This window comes from Streptomyces sp. cf386 (assembly GCF_900103585.1).
In the GTDB taxonomy this organism is placed as follows: Bacteria; Actinomycetota; Actinomycetes; order Streptomycetales; family Streptomycetaceae; genus Streptomyces.
Genome location: NZ_FNHV01000024.1, coordinates 83993 through 104479, shown reverse-complemented (window position 1 = coordinate 104479; position 20487 = coordinate 83993). Strand labels below are relative to the sequence as shown.

At 71.2% G+C, this 20487-nt stretch carries 18 protein-coding genes and 1 tRNA gene; 8 read left to right on the top strand and 11 right to left on the bottom strand.

All coding sequences use genetic code 11. From position 1 onward, the window contains the following. Window positions 1-9 precede the first annotated feature (9 nt). A complete protein-coding gene (locus BLU79_RS49490) occupies window positions 10-363 on the bottom strand; it encodes a hypothetical protein (RefSeq protein WP_256333642.1) in 354 nt (117 codons plus the stop codon). A gap of 3 nt (window positions 364-366) precedes the next feature. On the opposite strand from BLU79_RS49490, the gene BLU79_RS49485 reads away from it, so the two are divergent. Further along, window positions 367-642: a hypothetical protein gene (locus tag BLU79_RS49485; RefSeq protein WP_256333641.1), complete on the top strand. Its 276-nt coding sequence runs from the start codon at window positions 367-369 to the stop codon at window positions 640-642. An 87-nt stretch (window positions 643-729) separates the two neighbouring features. Here the strand turns inward: BLU79_RS49485 and mshC are convergent, their stop codons facing one another. The 4 genes from mshC to BLU79_RS40590 all read right to left on the bottom strand — a co-directional run bounded on the left by mshC (window position 730) and on the right by BLU79_RS40590 (window position 4227). Then, window positions 730-1959, bottom strand: a complete 1230-nt coding sequence (gene mshC / locus BLU79_RS40605) for a cysteine--1-D-myo-inosityl 2-amino-2-deoxy-alpha-D-glucopyranoside ligase (protein ID WP_093911064.1) — start codon at window positions 1957-1959, stop codon at window positions 730-732. Between the two features lie 112 nt (window positions 1960-2071). Continuing rightward, complete coding sequence (locus BLU79_RS40600) at window positions 2072-2890, bottom strand: SCO1664 family protein (protein ID WP_177001361.1); 819 nt, start codon at window positions 2888-2890, stop codon at window positions 2072-2074. After that, entirely contained in the window at window positions 2854-3444 is a 591-nt protein-coding gene (locus tag BLU79_RS40595) for a DUF3090 domain-containing protein (protein WP_093911062.1), read from the bottom strand. The genes BLU79_RS40600 and BLU79_RS40595 overlap by 37 nt, the downstream gene beginning before the upstream one ends. Before the next feature lie 96 nt (window positions 3445-3540). Then, a complete protein-coding gene (locus BLU79_RS40590; RefSeq protein WP_093911061.1) occupies window positions 3541-4227 on the bottom strand; it encodes a histidine phosphatase family protein in 687 nt (228 codons plus the stop codon). A gap of 62 nt (window positions 4228-4289) precedes the next feature. Between BLU79_RS40590 and corA the strand changes: the two genes are divergently transcribed. Next, complete coding sequence (gene corA, locus BLU79_RS40585) at window positions 4290-5288, top strand: magnesium/cobalt transporter CorA (RefSeq protein WP_177001360.1); 999 nt, start codon at window positions 4290-4292, stop codon at window positions 5286-5288. Window positions 5289-5319: 31 nt separating this feature from the next. Here corA and BLU79_RS40580 read toward each other — a convergent pair whose 3' ends face one another. After that, window positions 5320-6108: a ferritin-like domain-containing protein gene (locus BLU79_RS40580; protein WP_093911060.1), complete on the bottom strand. Its 789-nt coding sequence runs from the start codon at window positions 6106-6108 to the stop codon at window positions 5320-5322. A gap of 258 nt (window positions 6109-6366) precedes the next feature. Further along, window positions 6367-7422 (bottom strand): LLM class F420-dependent oxidoreductase, encoded by a 1056-nt coding sequence (locus BLU79_RS40575; RefSeq protein WP_093911059.1) that lies wholly within the window; start codon window positions 7420-7422, stop codon window positions 6367-6369. A 186-nt stretch (window positions 7423-7608) separates the two neighbouring features. Between BLU79_RS40575 and BLU79_RS40570 the strand changes: the two genes are divergently transcribed. Then, entirely contained in the window at window positions 7609-8592 is a 984-nt protein-coding gene (locus BLU79_RS40570) for an aldo/keto reductase (protein WP_093911058.1), read from the top strand. Further along, window positions 8589-10757, top strand: a complete 2169-nt coding sequence (locus BLU79_RS40565) for a helix-hairpin-helix domain-containing protein (protein ID WP_093911057.1) — start codon at window positions 8589-8591, stop codon at window positions 10755-10757. Before BLU79_RS40570 ends, BLU79_RS40565 begins: the two co-directional genes overlap by 4 nt. 218 nt (window positions 10758-10975) lie before the next feature. Here the strand turns inward: BLU79_RS40565 and BLU79_RS40560 are convergent, their stop codons facing one another. Further along, window positions 10976-11650 (bottom strand): hypothetical protein, encoded by a 675-nt coding sequence (locus BLU79_RS40560; protein WP_093911056.1) that lies wholly within the window; start codon window positions 11648-11650, stop codon window positions 10976-10978. A gap of 47 nt (window positions 11651-11697) precedes the next feature. Between BLU79_RS40560 and BLU79_RS40555 the strand changes: the two genes are divergently transcribed. Then, window positions 11698-11886: a DUF5703 family protein gene (locus tag BLU79_RS40555; protein ID WP_005485166.1), complete on the top strand. Its 189-nt coding sequence runs from the start codon at window positions 11698-11700 to the stop codon at window positions 11884-11886. Between the two features lie 74 nt (window positions 11887-11960). On the opposite strand, the gene BLU79_RS49795 is transcribed toward BLU79_RS40555, so the two are convergent. The 3 genes from BLU79_RS49795 to BLU79_RS40540 form a co-directional block, all read right to left on the bottom strand. Beyond that, window positions 11961-12782, bottom strand: coding sequence for a chaplin (locus BLU79_RS49795; protein ID WP_093911055.1), 822 nt, complete (start codon window positions 12780-12782; stop codon window positions 11961-11963). 144 nt (window positions 12783-12926) lie between these two features. After that, on the bottom strand, window positions 12927-13160 hold the full coding sequence (gene chpH / locus BLU79_RS40545) for a chaplin ChpH (RefSeq protein ID WP_093911054.1): 234 nt from the start codon (window positions 13158-13160) through the stop codon (window positions 12927-12929). 168 nt (window positions 13161-13328) lie between these two features. Beyond that, window positions 13329-14654: a M20/M25/M40 family metallo-hydrolase gene (locus BLU79_RS40540; protein ID WP_093911053.1), complete on the bottom strand. Its 1326-nt coding sequence runs from the start codon at window positions 14652-14654 to the stop codon at window positions 13329-13331. Between the two features lie 189 nt (window positions 14655-14843). On the opposite strand from BLU79_RS40540, the gene BLU79_RS40535 reads away from it, so the two are divergent. The 3 genes from BLU79_RS40535 (at window position 14844) to BLU79_RS40525 (ending at window position 20484) form a co-directional block, all read left to right on the top strand. After that, window positions 14844-14928: transfer RNA gene (locus BLU79_RS40535), tRNA-Leu, on the top strand. 268 nt (window positions 14929-15196) lie between these two features. Then, window positions 15197-19063 carry a Pls/PosA family non-ribosomal peptide synthetase gene (locus BLU79_RS40530; RefSeq protein WP_093911052.1) on the top strand — a complete coding sequence of 1289 codons (3867 nt, stop codon included), beginning with the start codon at window positions 15197-15199 and terminating at the stop codon, window positions 19061-19063. 77 nt (window positions 19064-19140) lie between these two features. Next, window positions 19141-20484 (top strand): M1 family metallopeptidase, encoded by a 1344-nt coding sequence (locus BLU79_RS40525; protein ID WP_093911051.1) that lies wholly within the window; start codon window positions 19141-19143, stop codon window positions 20482-20484. Window positions 20485-20487 lie beyond the last annotated feature (3 nt).

Sequence of the window (20487 nt, the reverse complement as noted above, 5' to 3'; positions counted from 1 at the left end):
CCCATCACATCAAGGGAAGGTGACACCCGCATGAGCACCACCCCGCAGATGAGTCACATGGGACAACAGCTTGGCCAGCAGTTCCCGAGCACATCTCCGTACCAACAGCAGCAGCCGTACGGCCAGCAGCCGTTCGGGCAGCAGCAGGGCTACGGCCAGCAGCAGGGCTACGGCCAGCAGCAGCCGTACGGCATGGGCGGCTCCCTGGAGCAGCTCCAGCAGCTCGGCCAGCAGCAGCCGTTCCAGCAACTGCTGCAGCAGCTCGGGCAGCAGCAGGTCCAGGGGCTCGGCCAGCAGCCGGGCTATGGCCAACCGCAGCAGGCCGACCAGCAGCAACAGCAGGCCGAGCAGCAGGTGCTGCAACTGGTGCAGCAGCTCACGCAGGCCTCCGTCCAGCAGGCCCCGCAGGCGGCCCCGCAGGCCGGTATCGCCAACGGCTACATCGACATCGTGCAGCCGCTGCCGGGCCAGCCGTCGCAGATCTTCCTGCGCATCAACAACGTGTTCCGGGTCTTCAACAACCCGAACGCGCAGACCCACGACCAGGTCCAGGAGGCCTTCGCGTTCGGCCACCAGGTCATCGGCGTGTGGGACACCAGCCAGCCGCTGGTCCTGCGGAGCATCCAGATCCGCAAGCTCTGACCGGCACATGAACCAAACGGGCACATGAACAATGGGGCGCTTCCACCCGCGGGGAGGAAGCGCCCCTCTCGTGTGTACGGCGCCCGGCTAGAGGGCCACGCCCAGCAGCGCGTCCACCGCGCGCGACACGACGCCGGGGGCACCCGAGTCCGTACCGCCCCGCTCCTCCTGCTCAGCGGCCCAGCGGTCGACCGCGGCTAGCGCGGCCGGGGCGTCCAGGTCGTGTCCGAGGGCGACGCGGATCTCCTCCACGAGCGCCTCGGCGGGCGGCCCGTCGGGCCGGGACACCGCGGCACGCCAGCGGTCGAGGCGGGCGACGGCGTCCTGGAGCACCTGGTCGGTCCACTCCCAGTCGGCCCGGTAGTGGTGGGCGAGGAGGGCGAGCCGGATGGCGACGGGGTCGACGCCGTCGCGCCGCAACTGCGACACGAAGACCAGATTCCCCTTGGACTTGGACATCTTCTCGCCGTGCAGGGCGACCATGCCGGCGTGGACATAGGCCTTGGCCATGGGGAACTCGCCGGTCAGCACCTGGGCGTGCGAGGCACCCATCTCGTGGTGCGGGAAGGCGAGGTCGGAGCCGCCGCCCTGGACGTCGAAGCCCATGCCGAGGTGGTCGAGGGCGATGGCGACGCACTCGATGTGCCAGCCGGGCCGGCCCCGCCCGAGCGAACCGCCGTCCCAGCTGGGCTCCCCGGGCCGTGCGGCCATCCAGAGCATCGGGTCGAGCGGGTTCTTCTTGCCGGGCCGGTCGGGGTCGCCGCCGCGCTCGGCGGACAGCAGTCGCATGGCGGCGGCGTCGAGGTTCGACACCTTGCCGAAGTTCGGGTCGGACTCGACGGAGAAGTAGATGTCCCCGTCGAGTTCGTACGCGGCGCCGGCGTCCCGGAGGCGCTCCACCAGCGGCACGATCCCGGGTATGGCCTCCACCGCGCCGATGTAGTGCTTCGGGGGCAGCATGCGCAGGGCGGTCATGTCCTCGCGGAAGAGCGCGGTCTCCTTCTCGGCGAGGGCGACCCAGTCGATGTCGTCGCGCTGGGCCCGCTCCAGGAGTGGATCGTCGACGTCGGTCACGTTCTGGACGTAGTGGACCTGCCGCTTGGTGTCGAGCCACACGCGCTGAACGAGGTCGAACGCGTTGTAGGTCGCCGCGTGACCCATGTGGGTCGCGTCGTACGGCGTGATGCCGCAGACGTAGATACGGGCGACGGGACCGGGGTCGAGGGTGACCAGACCGCCGGTCGCGGTGTCGTGGATCCTCAGGCCGCGGCCCTGACCAGGCAGGGCGGGGACCTCAGAAGCGGGCCAGGCATACATGTCATGAGCGTAACCGGACGGATGTTCCGTACACGAACCGGACCGGGCCGGATGGCCGGTAAGGCCTTCTTGCGCGATACCGGCCATTGTGCTGCGGGACGTCAGGGCGCCGCTAGACGGGCGGCCAGGGAATGGCGGGCCACTCCCCGCTCGGTTCCGGATGCTTCCCGGACGCCAGCAGTGCCTCGACACGCGCGCGCGTGGCCGCCACCTCCGTGGCGGTGATCAGTCCGGCCAGGCGTACGGCGAGCTCACCGCCCTCCTTGAGCCCTTCCCGCAGGGCGCCGAGCGCCTCGACCGCCTCCGCCGTCAGCGGCTCCCCCGCCCAGCCCCACAGCAACGTCCGGAGCTTGTTCTCGACGTTGAAGGTGACGCCGTGGTCGATGCCGTACAACCGTCCGGCCTCGGCGGGCAGCAGGTGCCCGCCCTTGCGGTCGGCGTTGTTGATCACCGCGTCCAGGACGGCGAGCCGCCGCAGCCGCTCGTCGTCGGCGTGCACCAGCAGCGCGGTCTTCCCCTCGCCGACCTCGGCGAGACCGATCGCCTTCCAGCCGGGCTCGGGCTCCTCGCCGTCCACCAGGGCGAGCAGCTCGGCCTCCGGCGTCGCCTCGATCCACAGCTGGACCATGCCCTCGCCGTACGGCCCGTCCCGCAGCACGGTCGGCGGCACGAGCCCCCAGCCGGTCACCTCGGAGACCTCGTACGCCGCGACCTCGCGCTGCGCGAGCGTCCCGTCGGGAAAGTCCCACAGCGGGCGCTCACCGGCGACCGGCTTGTACACGCAGGACGCCTCCTGCCCCTCGTACGCGACCGTGCAGAAGAGGACGGCGTTGGACGCCTCACGGATGCGGCCGCGCACGGTCAGCTCGCCCTCGGCGAGCAGCTCCACCGAGGTCACGCTCCGCGGCGGTATCCGTTCTGGCGCGGACATACATGTCCTTCCGGGTCGAGCGGGAGGCTGCACAGCGGACACGGCGGCCGCCCCGCGTTGACGACGTCCAGGGCGCGCTTGGCGAAGGCCCTCGCCTGCGCGCCGGTGAGCCGGACCCGCAGCATCGGGGGGCCGTTCTCCTCGTCCTGCAGCAGCCGCTCCTCGGCCTCGGCGAGGTCCTCCTCGGAGTCCGCGTCGAGCTCCACGAGGGCCTGCGCCTCGACGATCATGCGCTGCTCGTCACCGTCCCAGGCGAGGGCCATGGTGCCGACGCGGAACTCCTCCTCGATGGGGGTGTCCAGCGGTTCGGTGTCGGCGATCTCGGTGGGCGCCACGGCGGGGACGGCAGCGCTGCCGCCACTGCGCCGGACCACCTCGTCGAGCAGTTCGTCCATGCGCTCGGCGAGGGCGGCGACCTGGGTCTTCTCCAGGGCCACGCTGGTCACCCGGGAGCCTGCGGTGGCCTGGAGGAAGAACGTACGGCGTCCGGGCAGTCCGACCGTACCGGCCACGAAACGTTCCGGGGGGTCGTAGAGGAACACCTGACGGGACACGTCCTGTCTCCATTGGAATCGTGAGTACGGCGAAATCGACAGCGAAATCGTGGTGGCGGCGCTACTTCGACCGCTTCACCCTACTGCGCTCGACGATCACGGTGCGCCCGCGCCGCCGCCGACCGTCGCATCGCCGGCCGGCGGCTCCTCGCGCGGGGCGAGGGACGCGAAATCACCGGTGTCCCCGAGGCGTACGAGAAACGGCCTCAGGCGTGTGTAGCGGATCGCGGTGATGGAACACGGTTCTACGGAAATCCTCTGGAAGAGGTCGAGATGAAGACCCAGTGCGTCCGCCACGAGGGACTTGATGATGTCACCGTGCGAGCACATCAGGTACACGGCGTCCGCGCCGTGATCGCGCTCCACGCGCGCGTTCCATTCGCGTACGGCCTCGGCGGCCCGGGTCTGCATGGCCCGCATCGACTCACCGCCGGGGAACGCGGCGGCCGACGGATGGGCCTGGACGACCTCCATCAGCGGCTCGTCCCCCAGCTCGGCGAGCTTGCGGCCGGACCAGTCGCCGTAGTGGCACTCCCCGATCCGCTCGTCGGTGTGCGCGGTGAGTGCGGGCCGGGCGGCGAGCAGCGGCCGGATCGTCTCCTGACAGCGCTGCAAGGGGCTCGCGACGACCTCGGAGATCGGCAGCCCGGCGAGCCGGCCGGGCAGTGCGGCGGCCTGTGCGGCCCCGCGCTCGTCGAGGGCGACGCCGGGCGTCCACCCGGCGAGCAGTCCCTCGGTGTTGGCGGTGGAACGTCCGTGCCGGACCAGGATCAGCGTGGGCATGCGGCCCAGCGTAGGCGCACGACGGGGTGCGCTCGGGGCCGGGCGGCGGGAGAATACGCTCCGTGATCGTCGACTGCGGCATCTACCGGGACGGGCGGCGGACCGAGGGGCCCGACGACTTCTCCGACGCCCTGGATCTGTGCCGTCTCCAGGACGACGCGTTCGTCTGGATCGGCCTGTACGAGCCCACGGAGAAGGAGTTCGACCGGGTCACCCAGGAGTTCGGACTGCACCCGCTGGCCGTGGAGGATGCCCTGAAGGCGCATCAACGGCCCAAGCTGGAGGTGTACGACGACTCGCTCTTCATGGTCCTCAAGCCGGTCGGATACGAGCCGAAGAGCGACATCGTCTCCTCCGGCGAGGTCATGGTCTTCGTCGGCGACTCGTTCGTGGTGACCGTACGGCACGGCGAGGAGGCGCCGCTGGGGGCGGTGCGGCGCCGGCTGGAGCATGAGCCCGAGATGCTCCGGCACGGCCCCACGGCGGTGCTGTACACGATCGCCGACGCCGTGGTCGACCACTACGTGGACGTGGCCGACGAACTGGGCACCGACCTGGAGGAGCTGGAGGCGGAGGTGTTCTCGCCGACCGGCGGCAGCTCCCGGCACACGGCGTCCCGTATCTACGCCTTCAAGCGGCAGATCCTGGAGTTCCGAAGGGCCACCGGCCCGCTGGCGCAACCGCTGACCCGGCTCGCGGGCACGGGCCTGTTCGGGGTGCGTGTGCCCTTCGTGCACGAGAAGGCGCAGCCCTTCTTCCGTGATGTGAGCGACCACCTCACGCGCGTGAACGAGGCGGTGGAGGGCCTGGACCGACTGGTCTCCGACATCCTCGCGGCGCATCTCGCGCAGATGAGCGTCCGGCAGAACGACGATGTGCGGAAGATCTCCGCGTGGGCGGCCATGGCCGCGATCCCCACGATGATCGCGGGGATCTACGGGATGAACTTCGAGCACATGCCGGAGCTGCGCTGGACCTGGTCCTATCCGCTGCTGATCGCGGCCATGGCCGCCGTCGAGGTGCTGCTGTACCGGCTGTTCAAGAGCCGGGGCTGGTTGTAGGGACCGATTGCAGGGACCGGTGGCGGAGTCGTCAGGCGAACTCGGGCGCCGAGGTGGCGGGGCCGCCCAGGGCGTCGCGGCGTTCCGGCATCTTCAGGGACACCATGCGCCGCCAGCCCGCGAACCGCTCCCAGGCGTACACGGCGTGGATGCCCGCGGCGAGCACCGCGGCCTTCGGCCGGGGCCAGCCGAGAATGCGGCCCATGTGGTCCATGACCGCGAGGCTGACGTCCCGGTAGATCCGGATCTCGGCGAGCGCGCACTCGCGCAGCGTCCGCTGGATGGCCCGGCCGTGCCCCTGGGCCGCGAAGCGCAGGAGTTCCTCGTGGCAGTAGGCGAGGTGGTTGTCCTCGTCGTTGGAGATCATCTTGACGGCGCGGCCGAGCTCGGGGTGGTCGGCGAAGTGCTTGCGCAGCAGCTCCATCTGCTCCGCGGCGCGCTGTTCGGTGACCCGGCTGTGCGACAGGTAGGTGACGATGTCCTGGACGGTGAGCTGCTCGTCGCTCTTGAGCTTGTCATGGGCGAGGCCGATGCCGTGGTTCTCCAGCAGCATCGTGTAGTCGGTCTCGGGCGGAACGGGGACGGGTTCGAGACCGCGCTTCTTCAGCAGGGCGTTGAAGATCCGCCCGTGCTTGTCCTCGTCCGCGCCGTGCCGGGTGATCTTGGGTGCGAGAGCGCGTTGGCTCTCCGGGACCAGCGCGGCGATGCGGGCGTTCTCCCAGCCGCCCTGGGACTCGCCGCTGGCCGCGATCGAGCAGAACAGGCGGAAGGACTCGTCGTTGTCGAGAATCTCCTGGAACAGACTCTTGGCCGAAAGCATCGTTGGCACCTCTCTGCAGGACGCAGGACTACGCACTCCGCTGGACTCCGCAGGATTCCGCAAAGAACGAGTCAAATGCGCTGAGAGAGGTGCTGCAACAGTTGTGTCGGACAACTCCGCCAAAAGAATGACCATCGGGGTCACGACGGGGGCGTAACCGCGCGGGCACGCGCGCGTTGTTCTGTATGACGGCCGTGGCGGGGAAGACCCCCGAGCCCCCACCACGGCCGCAGGAACTTCCGTGAACCGCCCCCCGTGCTACGCCAGTCCGGCGCGCTCCAGGGCCTCGGTGCCGGCCCGGAGCGAGGCGAGCCGCTCGTCGAGCGTGAAGCCCGCGGGGGCGAGGCTGAGGGTGGTGACTCCGGCCGCCGCGTACTCCTTCATCCGGTCGGCGATGCGGTCCACGGAGCCCAGCAGCGTCGTCTGGTCGATGAGCTCGTGCGGGATGGCGGCCGCGGCTCCTTGCTTGTCGCCGGACAGGTACTTCTCCTGGACCTCGGCTGCCGCGGCCTCGAACCCCATGCGCTGCGCCAGCTGGTTGTAGAAGTTCTGCTTGGCGCTGCCCATGCCGCCGACGTACAGCGCGGTGTAGGGACGGAAGGTGTCGGCGAGCGTCGTCACGTCCTTGTCCTCGCCCACGGCCAGCGGAAGCGTCGGGCAGACGTCGAACCCGTCGAGGGTCTTGCCGGCCTTCTCTCGCCCCGCGCGCAGGTGCCGGATCGTGGTCTCCTCCAGGTGCTCGGCGGAGGGGAAGATCACGAGGGCACCGTCGGCGATCTCGCCGGTCTGCTCCAGGTTCTTCGGCCCGATGGCGGCGATGTACAGCGGGATGTGCTCGCGCTCCGGGTGCACGGTCAGCTTGATCGGCTTGCCGGGGCCGCCGGGCAGGGGCAGCGTCCAGTGCTGTCCCTCGTACGACAGCCGCTCGCGCGTCATGGCCTTGCGTACGATCTCGACGTACTCACGCGTGCGTGCCAGCGGCTTGTCGAACTTGACGCCGTACCAGCCCTCGGAGACCTGCGGCCCGGAGACGCCGAGGCCGAGCCGGAAGCGACCGCCGGACAGCGAGTCCAGGGTCGCGGCCGTCATCGCGGTCATCGCCGGCTGGCGGGCCGGGATCTGGAAGATGGCGGAGCCGACGTCGATGCGCTCGGTCTGGGCGGCGACCCAGGAGAGCACGGTGGCCGCGTCCGAGCCGTACGCCTCGGCGGCCCAGCACACCGCGTATCCCAGCCGGTCGGCCTCCTGCGCGACGGCGAGGTTGTCCGCGTCCATTCCGGCACCCCAGTAGCCGAGGTTGATCCCGAGCTGCATGGCCGATTCCCCTTACCGATCAGTAACGTCCCTTGTGGGGCCGACCTTAGCGCGGGGGACCTCCCGCGGGGAGGCCGATGTGGCGGGCGTCGCGCTTCCGGCCGCCGGCATCACCGGTGACCGTCCTGGAAACTGGTCATCCACAGGCCCCCACACGGCAGGTTCTGGCCAGTAATCTCGGCGTTCATGGAGCAGAGGCATCTCGGCCGCACCGGCCTGCGCGTGTCCCGGATCGGGCTCGGCACCCTCACCTGGGGAAGGGACACCGACGAGCACGACGCCGCGGACCTCCTGAAGACGTTCTGGGAGGCGGGCGGCACCCTCGTCGACACGGCCGACGTGTACGGCGACGGGGGGGCCGAGTATCTGCTCGGCCGGCTCATAGAAGGGCTGGTCCCGCGCCGGGACCTGGTCATCTCGACGAAGGCGGGCAGCGTGCCCGACCCGGACCGCCGCTTCGACGGCTCGCGCGGCCATCTGCTCTCCGCTCTGGACGCCTCGCTGGCCCGGCTCGGCACGGACTACGTCGACGTCTGGCACATCCACGCCTACGACCCGTACACCCCGCTGGAGGAGACGCTTCAGGCCCTCGACCTGGCGGTCAGCAGCGGACGCGCCCGCTATGCGGGCGTCTCCAACTTCTGCGGCTGGCAGCTCGCCAAGGCGGCGACGTGGCAGCTCGCGGCATCGGGCATACGGACCCGGCTGGCCAGCACACAGCTGGAGTACTCACTGCTGCAGCGGGGCGTCGAGCGCGAGGTGCTTCCCGCCGCGCTGGACCTGGGCATCGGCCTGCTGCCCTCCTCACCGCTCGGCAGGGGCGTGCTGACCGGCAAGTACCGGGGCGCGACGCCACCGGACTCACGCGGCGCCTCCGAACACCTCGCGCCCTTCGTCGCGCCGTACCTCGACGACACGGCGAGCCGCATCGTGGACGCCGTGCAGACGGCGGCCGACGGGCTGGCCGTGACCCCGCTCCAGGTCGCCCTCGCCTGGGTCCGCGACCGGCCCGGCGTGGCCGCACCGGTCATAGGCGCACGCAACGCACAGCAGCTCACGGCGGCATTGTCAGTGGAGGCCCTTAGTCTTCCTGACGAGATCTGCCGGGCGCTCGACGACGTGTCAGCGCCCGTGCACCGCTATCCCGATCACGACTGGAGCACGCTGTGAGCACGGAGCCGCCGGAGACCACGGAGGAAACCGAGCCGGGGACGCCGGGGGCCACGCCGGAGGGCGGAGCGCCCGGGGACGGGGGTGCGCTGGCCGCCGAGGGCGAGACGGAGAGCCGGGACGCCGAGGGCGGCGACGGCAAAACCGCGTCCCCGTCCGAGGCCGAAGCGGAGCTCGCCGCTCAGCGGATCGAGCGGGAGCGCATCGCGCGGCGGAAGGCGGAGAAGGACGGGCCGATCAGCAGCGGGGGCAAGCTCAGCGGGAAGGCCGCCGATCTGCTCGCGGCCGTACGAGCCGTGGAGAGCGGCACGAAGCCCGCTGCCACCGTCTTCAGCGAGCCGGGGCAGCCTCGCCGCCCCGCCCCAGAGCCGGTATCCCGGCCACAGCCCGTGGTGACGGCCGACGCGCCCGCCGCCCCCGCACCGGAGACCGTCGAGTCCGTACGACGTGTGCTGTCCGAGGGCGGCGCACCGGAGGCCCTCGCCCCGCAGGTCGCTGCAGCGCTCGGCGAGGGTGCGGAGGACCAGTTGCGGGCGGACCCCTGGCAGTTGCTGCGCGTCGGCGGCGTGCGGCCGGAGCAGGCCGACGGGTTCGCGCGGGCCCTGCTCGGAGCGGAGTGCGGACCGGACGACGAGCGGCGCGGCCGGGCGGTCACCGTCTGGCTGCTGGAACAGGCGGCCCTGGCCGGGCACACGGCCCTGGAGATGCCGACGCTCACCGCGGCCCTGGTCCAGCGGGGTGTGCCGGACGCCGATACGGCCGTACAGCACACCCTGGCCGAGGGCGAGGCCCTCGCCTTCCAGGACGCTCTGGACGAGCCCGGCACCCCGCTCAGGCGGGACGACGACGAGGGGGAGGACGAGGAACGGCCGGTCCGTGTCCTCGTCGGCCTGGAGCGGTACGCCCTCGCGGAGGAGAGCCTCGCCGACGGACTGGCCCGCCTGATCAACTCAGCGCCCAAGCAGGACGGTTCGGCCGAGGAGTGGGAGCGGGCGGCGACCGCCGCGGGCTCCGCCGTCGACCTGATCCGCGCGGTCTCGGCACACGGCCTGGTCCTCCACACCGGCGGCGAGGCGTCCTTGGCCGAACCGGCGGCACTGCTGCACACGGCCCGGACGCTCGGCCTGCGGGCCTGGGCGGCCACCCACAGCCCGCTGGGGCGGGCGCGCTTCTCGGCGCTGCTGAGCGAGGGCGACCAGCCCGAGGTGCCCGGCGTCGTCACCGTGGCCGGTCTGCTCTCCGGCACCGAAGGGCCCGGTCGGGACGTGGAGGGTGCGCTCGACCTCGATCTGCTCGTCGTGCTCGACGCGCCGCAGTTGGACGTCGAGACGGCGGCGCTGCTCACGGAGTCGCTGCCGGACGGGGCCCGGCTGGTGCTGGCCGGGGATCCGGCGGTGCTCTGGTCGGCGGGGCCCGGGCGGGTGTTCGCCGATCTGCTGGCGGCGCGGATCTGCCCGCAGCTCGCCTCGCGCCGACCGGATCCCGGGCCGCTGGGCGAGCTGGTGTCCGGTGTCGGCATCGGCGAGCTGAACCAGGTCGAGGCCCCCGGCAAGGAGGTCGTGATCGTGCCCGTGCGGGACGCGGGCGAGGCCGTGCACCGCACCGTGCAGCTCGTCGCGGACTCGGTGCCGCGCGCGATCGGTGTCCCCACCGAGCAGACCCAGGTGATCACGCCGGGCCACGGCGGAGCGGCCGGCACCCGCGCCCTCAACGCCGCGCTCAAGGAGCGGCTCAACCCCGGCCTCGGCCGCTTCGGCGGCTTCGACCCCGGTGACCGCGTCGCCTACTCCCCCGCACCGGGCCGTACGGTGCCGGGCCAGGTGGTGACGGCCGACGCCGAGGGACTGCACCTGTCCTGCGCGGGCGAGACCGTGGTCGTACCGAAGGAGCGGGTGGACCAGTCCGTACGCCACGGCTGGGCCCTGACCGCACACCAGGCGGTGGGCGCCCGATGGCCGGCGGTCGTCGTCGTCCTCCCCGGCGACGCGGCCCAGACCCTCACCCGCCCCTGGGTCTACACAGCCTTCAGCCGCGCCGACCGCCACCTCTCAGTGGTCCACGGCGCAGAACAGGCCCTCCCCCGAGCGGTCACAGAAATCCCGGCAAAGACCCGCACAACCCGCCTCCCGGTCCTACTCAAACCGCAGGTGCCGTCGGCGGACTAAGGGTTCCGCTCGAAGAAACAGCAGGACAGCCGACCTCAAGGGGTGCGGGGCTGTATCAATTTGCGGCTCCGCCGCGAGGGCGCGACCAGCCACACACAACCCGCAGCCGCCCGCATACCGGAGGCACCACGGCGGAACCGCACCACACAGCACGACGGCGGCGGTCACGGACAGATCCCGTGACCGCCGCCGACCTACAAGCCGTCCAAGCCCAGCGGCTAGCGCTCCGCGTCCAACGGCTCCAGATCCTCATCCAGCCCGGCGTCAAGATCGTCGCGGTCGTCGAGTTCGTCGTCCTCGTCGTCGAACACCGCACTGACATCGAACCGGCAAACCACCTGCTGCGGATCGACCCCCTCGAAGGGCATCTCCAGCCACTCCCCCGGCTCGGCCGACTCGTCCGCGGCGGTCACCCAGAGCGTGGAGTCGCCCTCCTCCAGGCCGAACTCCTTGTGCCGGGAGGCGATCTCGTCCGGCTCGAACTCGCCGAACAGCACGCCCAACGCCCCGTGCACCGTGCCGGAGGCCTCCGCGCCCTCGTCGTCCGCCGCCTCGATCCGCTCGGCCTGCGCCAGCAACCGCTGCGGCTCCGCCACGGAGTAGTCCCGGCGGATCAGCACGCTCAGCGCGTTCGGTTCCTCGGGGCCCGTGTACGGCGGCAGCGCGTCCTCCGTACCGGGGATCTCGAAGGGAGTGACCTCGTCGTAGCGGTCGTAGAGCAGCTCGTCGTAGACCTCGGCGGCCGCTGCCAACTGGTTGAACGCCTCGTAGACGGCAGGGTCGTCCTCACCCGACCGGCGTTCGACCGCGTCCAGGTGGCGGTCGAGCGCGGTCTTGACCGCCTCGGCGGCGGCGCGTACCTCGGCAGCGGTGGGCTGCACAGCATCAGACATAGTGCAGACGCTATCCGTACCGAGCCCCAGCCCGCACAATAGATGCGATGCCGGAATACGAATTTGTCGACGTGTACGTACCGCGCGGGGTCTCCCGCAAGGACGCGACACGCCTGCTGACGGACCATGCCGAGTACGGACACTGGGAGTTGGACCGCCTGAGCCTGCTGCGCGACGGCAGCCGCAGGGTGCGGCTGCGCCGCAGGATCATCCGCCAGGTGCGGGCCACGTGGTGAGCTGAGGCGAAGCACAGAACGGAGCGGGCCCCGCCGAGGCGGGGCCCGCTCCGTTCGCGCCGGATGGCCGAGGCCTACGCCGAGGCCCGCGCCTTGCGGTACAGCACCGCGCCCGCGAGCAGCGCCCCCGCACCGACCGGCAGGGTGAGGCCCAGCGGCAGGTCACTGCCGGTCTGCGCGAGCTCGGCCTTGCCCTGGGGCTGGGTGACGGTCTGGGTGCCCGTGTCGTTGCCGTTCGAGGAGCCGCCGCCGGGCGGCGTGCTCGGCGTGCCGGGGTGGTTCGGCTCTTCCGGGTTCTGCGGGCTTCCAGGGTTGCCGGGGTTGCCCGGGTTGCCCGGCTCCCCGGGGTTGCCCGGCTCCCCGGGGTTTCCGGGGTTACCCGGGTTACCGGGATTGCCCGGCTGCTCCGGCGACTCCGGCGGGTTCTCGTGGCCGCCACCCGGCGGGGTGTGGCCGCCACCGCCGTTGTTGCCGCAGTCGTTGTCCTCGGTGGAGTTGCCGATGCCGATGACGTCGACGGTGTTGCCGCACACGTTGACCGGCACATGGATCGGCGCCTCGACGTGGTTGCCGGAGCCGACGCCGGGCGAGTCACTGGTGTGCCCGTCGGTCGAAGCGCCTCCGCCGCCATGGGAGTCGCCGTGGCCGCCGCCCTGGTTGGTACAGCTGTTGCCGATCGCCGGGTTGAGAAGCCCGACGACGTTGACCGTGTTGCCGCAGACGTTGACGGGAGCGTGCACCGGCGCCTGCACCGTGTTGCCCGACAGCACGCCGGGCGAGTTGGAGGCGGTGCCGTTCGCGCCCGCTCCGGTGGCGTGGGCGGTGCCGCCCGCGGCGGCGATGACGCCGGTCGCGGCCGCCACGGTCAGCAGGCCCTTGCGGGTGACCTGTCGCATTGCTGATTTCCTGCCTTCGACCTTGTTCCGAAAAAACGGCACCGGAATGGCCCGACGCCGCTGAAAGGCCGGTCGGCCCCGGTGCGCATGGAGTGCGCTCCGGGGCCGACGGGCTCAGCCCCTTTCACGGGGCAAGGCACAACGTCACTTGTTGATGCAGGTGTTGCCGAAGGCGGGGTTCAGCAGCCCGATCACCGAGATCGTGTTGCCGCAGACGTTCACGGGGATGTGAATCGGCGCCTGAACAACGTTGCCGGACACGATGCCCGGGGAGTGCACCGCGGCACCCTGGGCACCGGAGTCGGCGACGGCGAGGCCCGCGCCCGCGAGAACCAGGCCACCAGTGGCAGCCGCAGCGGCGACGACCTTCTTGATCATTATTCCTCCTTGTTGGCAATGCGATCACAAGTAGCTGATCGCATCACCTGTAACGAGGAGGAACTAATAGGGCTACGACCTGATGAGCGTGTTCACTCGCGCCGGTCACGTCCTGTACGCCTGGCCGAATACCGGGGTGGCACCGAAGTGTCGTTTCAGTGGCCCAATTCAGGACGCATCGATGAACCGGTCGAGCACACGCACCCCGAACTGCAGCCCATCCACCGGTACCCGCTCGTCGACGCCGTGGAACATGCCCGCGAAGTCCAGCTCCGGCGGCAGCTTCAGCGGAGCGAAACCGAAGCCCCGGATGCCCAGGTCGTCGAAGGACTTGGCGTCGGTCCCGCCGGAGAGCATGTAGGGGATCGCCTTGGCCGCCGGGTCCTCGGCCACCAGCGCGGACTGCATCGCGGCGACGAGCGAGCCGTCGAAGTCCGTCTCGACGGCCTTGTCGGCGTGCACGTCCTCGCGCCGCACGTTCGGCCCGAGGATCTTGTCGAGGTCTGCGAGGAACTCCTCCTCGAAGCCGGGCAGGAACCGGCCGTCGACGTGGGCCGTGGCCTCACCCGGGATGACGTTGACCTTGTAGCCCGCGCCGAGCTGCGTGGGGTTGGCCGTGTTGCTCAGGGTCGCGCCGATGAGCTTGGCGATGCCGCCGAGCTTGGCGAGGGTGCCCTCCATGTTCTCCGGGTCGAGCTCGGTGCCGAGCGCGTCGCCGAGTTCGTCGAGGAAGGCCCGGGTGGTCTTGGTGACCCGCACCGGGAACTTGTGCCGGCCCAGCCGTGCAACGGCTTCCGACAGCTCGGTGATCGCGTTGTCGCGGTGGATCATCGACCCGTGCCCGGCCGTACCGGCCACGGTCAGCTTCATCCAGTGCATGCCCTTCTCGGCCGTCTGAATCAGATAGAGCCGCCGCTGCTCGCTCACCGTGAACGAGAACCCGCCCACCTCACTGATCGCCTCGGTGACGCCCTCGAAGAGGTCCGGGTGCTTGTCGACCAGGAACCGGGCGCCGAACTTGCCGCCTGCCTCCTCGTCGGCGAGGAACGCGAGCACGATGTCCCGCGGCGGCCTGCGCCCGCTGCGCAGCCGGTCGCGTACGACCGCCAGGGTCATCGCGTCCATGTCCTTCATGTCGACGGCCCCGCGCCCCCACACACACCCGTCCGCGACCTCGCCGGAGAAGGGGTGGTGGGTCCAGTCGTCGGCGTTGGCCGGTACGACGTCGGTGTGCCCGTGGATGAGCAGCGCGGGCCGGGACGGGTCCTCTCCCTCGATCCGCGCCACGGTGGAGGCGCGCCCCGGGTGCGGCTCGAAGATCTTCGGGTCGAGGCCCACCTCGGCGAGCTTCTCGGCGACGTACTCGGCCGCCTTGCGCTCACCGGGACCCGAGTGGTCGCCGTAGTTGCTGGTGTCGATCTGGATCAGCTCGCGGCAGAGGTCCACGACCTCGTCCTCGCCGGTGACGCCCCTGGCCGTGTCCGTCTCGCTCACGCTGCTTCCTCCCGCGCTGTCACTGCTGGTGGTTCCCCACATCCTCCCTCTCCGCACGGCCCCGCCCAAGACCGACCGCACCCCGTCACACACCGTTCACGCCACAGCGGGGGGTGATCGGGGCACCCTCCGAAGCCTGGTAATGTTTTCCCTGTCGCCGCGAGGGAAACCCCGCACGACAGACACCTTGTCCGGGTGGCGGAATGGCAGACGCGCTAGCTTGAGGTGCTAGTGCCCTTTATCGGGCGTGGGGGTTCAAGTCCCCCCTCGGACACTCGAAATATCGCAGGCCGTGACCACGAGGTCACGGCCTGCGGCCGTATGTGGGCGAAGTCTCGTTCCGACGAAGATCACCAGGTCAGCGCCTGTCTCCCGGCATCGGCGCGGCCCCGAACGGCTGCTCCGAGTGGCGTATCGAAGGGGCCGAACCTAGCGTCGTACTAAAATTTCCGGCTTGTTACGGAGCCGGGTCGGACAACCCCAGGCAGACCTGCGGGCCCGCCGGCACCCCGGAGCTTCCGGGATCGAGACGCGAGGACCGGATGGCAGCCATACACGAGAGCAGTGCTCTCGGCCTGCTCGACGAAGAGCTGAGCGCGGAGATCCACCAGCAGTTCGGTGACAGGGCACGTTTCTCCGGGGGCCCCGCGGCCTCCCCGCGCACGCTCGTCGACGTCTTCGAGGCGTCCGTGCGGTCGTATCCCGACGAGCCCGCACTGGACGACGGCACGACGTGCCTGACCTACCGTGCGCTGGCCGTCGAGGTGGAGAGGCTGCGGCGTGCGCTCGCCGCTTCGGGGGTCGGGCTCGGCGACCGGGTCGGGGTCAGGGTGCCGTCCGGTACCAATGACCTCTACGTCGCGATCCTGGCCGTGCTCGCGGCCGGTGCCGCCTACGTCCCCGTCGACGCCGAGGACCCGGACGAGCGGGCCGAGCTGGTGTTCGGGGAAGCGGCTGTCCGGGCCGTCGTGGGGGCCGAGCACGAGCTGACCGTCACCGGCCGCAGCGAGGTTCGCGCCGCGCGGCCCGGCATCGAGCACGACGCTTGGATCATCTTCACCTCCGGCTCCACCGGGAAGCCGAAGGGCGTCGCCGTCTCTCATCGCAGTGCCGCCGCGTTCGTGGACGCCGAGGCCGCGCTGTTCCTCACCGAGGAGCCGATCGGGCCCGGCGACCGGGTCATGGCGGGGCTGTCGGTCGCGTTCGACGCGTCCTGCGAGGAGATGTGGCTGGCCTGGCGGTACGGCGCCTGTCTGGTGCCGGTGCCGCGCTCGCAGGTCAGGAGCGGGGCCGATCTCGGGCCCTGGCTGGTCGAGCAGGAGATCACGGTCGTGTCGACCGTGCCCACGCTCGCCGCGCTCTGGGAGCCCGAGACCCTCAACGACGTACGTCTGCTGATCTTCGGCGGTGAGGCCTGCCCGCCCGAGCTGGCGCAGCGGCTGGTGACCGAGGGGCGCGAGGTCTGGAACACGTACGGGCCGACCGAGGCGACCGTCGTCGCCTGTGCCTCGCTGATGAGTGGTGAGGAGCCGATCCGGATCGGGCTGCCGCTGGACGGCTGGGAGCTGGCCGTCGTCGACGAGGCCGGGGAGCCCGTGCCGATGGGCGACAGCGGGCAGCTCGTCATCGGCGGGGTGGGGCTCGCGCGGTATCTCGACGCCGAGAAGGACGCGGAGAAGTACGCGCCGCTGGAGTCGCTGGGCTGGGAGCGGGCGTACCGCAGTGGTGACCTCGTCAAGGCGGAGCCCGAGGGGCTGGTCTTCCTCGGGCGGGCCGACGAGCAGATCAAGCTCGGCGGGAGGCGGATCGAGCTCGGTGAGGTGGATGCCGCGTTGCAGGCGCTGCCCGGTGTGGCCGGTGCGGCTGCCGCCGTGCGGACCGCTCGCAGTGGCAACCAGCTGCTCGTCGGGTACGTCGTCACCCAGGACGGCTGGGACCATGCCGTCGCCGTCGAGAAGCTGAGGGCCGCGCTGCCCGCCGCGCTCGTGCCGCTGCTCGCGCCGGTCGAGGAGCTGCCGACCCGGACGTCGGGCAAGGTGGACCGGAACGCGCTGCCCTGGCCGCTGAAGGGGCTGGAGACCGGCGGTCCGGTCGAGCAGCTCTACGGCACCGAGGCCTGGCTGGCCGAGCAGTGGACCGAGGTGCTCGGCATCCCCGTCACCAGCGCCTCCGACGAGTTCTTCGCGATCGGCGGCGGCAGTCTGGCCGCCGCGCAGCTGACGACGCGGCTGCGGACCCGCTATCCGAGCGCGGCCGTGCTGGACATCTACCAGCAGCCGGTGCTGCGGAAGCTGGCCCGGCTGCTGGAGAAGTCCGCGCAGGACGACGGGGCCGAACGGTTCGTCGCGCCGGTGCCCCGGCGCGCGCAGGTGATCCAGCTGCTGCTCCTCGTTCCGCTGTTCACGCTGCTCGGCCTGCGCTGGACCGTCGCGCTGGCCGCGCTCGGCAATCTGCTGCCCGCCTACGCGTGGCTGCCGACGGCGCCCTGGTGGCTCCTCGCGGTCGGGGCCGCCGTGCTGTTCAGTCCGCCGGGGCGGCTCGCGCTGGCCGCCGGTGGGGCGCGGCTGCTGCTGAAGGGCGTGAAGCCCGGGCGGTACGCGCGCGGGGGCAGCGTGCATCTGCAGCTGTGGACGGCCGAGCGGCTCGCCGACTTCAGCGGGGCGAACTCGCTGACCGGGGCATGGCTGGAGCGGTACGCGCGAGCACTGGGCGCCAAGGTGGGGGCGGACGTCGATCTGCACTCGCTGCCGCCGGTCACCGGTCTGCTGAAGCTGGGGCGGGGCGCGGCCGTCGAGTCCGAGGTCGACCTGTCCGGGTACTGGCTGGACGGAGACCGGCTGGAGGTCGGCGCGGTGAAGGTGGGCGCGCACGCGACCGTCGGTACGCGCAGCATGCTCTTCCCGGGCGCCCGGGTCGGCAAGCGGGCCGAGGTGGCGCCCGGCTCGGCGGTCACCGGGCAGATCCCGACCGGCCAGCGCTGGGCGGGTGCGCCCGCCGTCAAGCTCGGCAAGGCCAAGCGCAACTGGCCGAAGGAGCGGCCGCGCCGCGGGACGTACTGGCGGGTGATGTACGGCCTGACCGGCTTCGCGCTGACCGCGCTTCCCGTGCTGGCGGGCGCGGCGGCGTTCCTGGTGGGCCGGGAGTTCTACACGCCGGACGCGCCCCTGATGGGGGCCGCGCTGGCCCTCGTACCGGCGACGCTCGCCTTCGGGCTGGCGTATGCCGTGCTGCTCCTGATCGCCGTACGGCTGCTGAGCCTCGGCCTGCGCGAGGGCACGCACCCCACGCACAGCCGCGTCGGTTGGCAGGCCTGGACCGTCACCCAGCTGATGGACCGCTCGCGCGAGACGCTGTTCCCGCTGTACGCCGGGCTGGTCACGCCGGTGTGGCTGCGGCTGCTCGGGATGCGGATCGGCAAGGGCGCCGAGGTGTCGACCGTGCTGGCGCTGCCCAGCCTGACCACGGTCGGCGAGGGCGCGTTCCTGGCCGACGACACGCTGACCGCGCCGTACGAGCTCGGCGGTGGCTGGATGCGGATCGGGCGGGCGGAGATCGGGCGGCGGGCCTTCCTCGGGAACTCGGGGATGACCGCGCCCGGGCGGACCGTGCCGGACGGCGGGCTGGTGGGTGTGCTGTCGGCGACGCCGAAGAAGGCCAAGAAGGGCACCTCGTATCTGGGGCTGCCGCCGATGAAGCTGCCGCGTGCCGCGGCCGACGGCGACCAGAGCCTGACGTACGATCCGCCGGCCCGGCTGCTGTGGGCGCGCGGGCTGGTGGAGCTGTGCCGGATCGTGCCGGTGTTCTGCTCTGCGGGGCTCGCGGTGCTGACCGTGGCGGCGCTGTGTGCGCTGGGGGTCTGGGCGCCGGTGCTGTCCGGGCTGGTGCTGCTCGCTGCGGGGGCCGTGGCGGGGCTGGTGTCCGTCCTGGCCAAGTGGTCACTCGTGGGGCGGCACCACAGCGGTGAGCACCCCCTGTGGTCCTCCTTCGTGTGGCGCAACGAGCTGGCCGACACCTTCGTCGAGGTGCTCGCCGTGCCATGGTTGGCGGGTTCGGTGCCGGGTACGCCGGTGATGACGGCGTGGCTGCGAGGGCTGGGCGCGCGGGTCGGCAAGGGCGTGTGGGTGGAGAGCTACTGGCTGCCGGAGACCGATCTTGTGACACTGGAAGACGCGGCCACCGTGAACCGGGGGTGTGTGCTCCAGACGCACCTCTTCCACGACCGGATCTTGCGGACGGATACTGTGGTTCTCCGTGAGGGCGCGACGCTGGGTCCTGGCGGGATCGTTCTGCCCGGCAGCGCGATCGGGGCCCGTACGACACTGGGTCCCGCGTCGCTCGTCATGGCGGCGGAGTCCGTCCCCGACGACACCCGTTGGCTCGGCAATCCGATCGAAGCATGGCGTCCCTGAGCACGGCCCACTCGGGGCCGGAGAGCGGTGGGCCGGCACGGAGTGACAGCAGTACGGCGCAGGGAGCACAGACAGCAGTGGCAGTTCAGCAGGCGGCGGGCGCGGACCCGTACTTCCCGGAGCACGGCGACTCCCGGTACCGGGTGCACCGGTATGAGCTCGCGCTGGACTACCGCCCGGGCCCGAACCGGCTGTCGGGGACGGCCCGGATCAACGCGATAGCGGGGCGCTCGCCGCTCACCGAGTTCGTGCTGAACCTGGGCGACTTCAAGATCGGCCGGGTTCGGGTCGACGGACGGCAGCCGCATTACACCCACCGCGGTGGGCGGCTGCGCGTCCGCCCCGCCAAGCCGGTCCGCGCCGGGGCGGCCTTCACGGTCGAGGTGCACTGGTCGGGCAACCCGAAGCCGGTGAACAGCCCGTGGGGCGGGCTCGGTTGGGAGGAGCTGGAGGACGGGGCGCTGGTGGCGAGCCAGCCGATCGGGGCTCCGTCCTGGTATCCGTGCAACGACCGGCCCGCCGACAAGGCGTCGTACCAGATCTCGATCACCACACCGTCGGCGTACGCGGTCGTGGCGGGCGGGCGCCTGCTGACCCGGACGACGAAGGCTTCGACGACCACCTGGGTGTACGAGCAGTCGGCGCCGACGTCCAGCTATCTGGTCGGGCTGTCGATCGGCAAGTACCAGACGGTGCTGCTGGGCGACCCGGGTCTGGGCGGTGTACCGCAGCACGGGCACATCCCGGCGGATCTGCTGCCCCGGTTCTCGCGGGACTTCGCGCGCCAGCCGCAGATGATGGAGCTGTTCCAGGAGCTGTTCGGGCCCTACCCGTTCGACGAGTACGCGGTCGTGGTGACCGAGGAGGAACTCGATGTACCCGTCGAGGCACAGGGGTTGTCGCTGTTCGGCGCCAACCACGTGGACGGGGCGCGGGGTTCGGAGCGGCTGATCGCGCACGAGTTGGCGCACCAGTGGTTCGGCAACAGCGTGTCCATCGCGGACTGGCGGCACATCTGGCTGAACGAGGGGTTCGCCAAGTACGCGGAGTGGCTGTGGTCGGAGCGCTCGGGCGGACGTACGGCTCAGCAACACGCGGCTGTCGCACACCGGTTGCTGTCGTCGCGGCCGCAGGATCTGCGGCTGGCGGATCCCGGGCGCAAGTTGATGTTCGACGACCGGCTGTACGAGCGTGGCGGGTTGGTCCTGCACGCGGTGCGCTGCGCACTGGGCGACATCGCCTTCTTCCGCATGCTGCGCGGCTGGGGCCCGCTGCACCGCAACGGCACGGTGACCACCAAGGCCTTCGCCGCACACGTGTCCCGCTTCACGAGCGAGCCGGTGGACCAGTTGTTCGAGGCGTGGGTGTACGGGGCGGGACTGCCGCCGTTGCCCGGGGCCGAGACGCGGGCGGCGGGCTAGCAC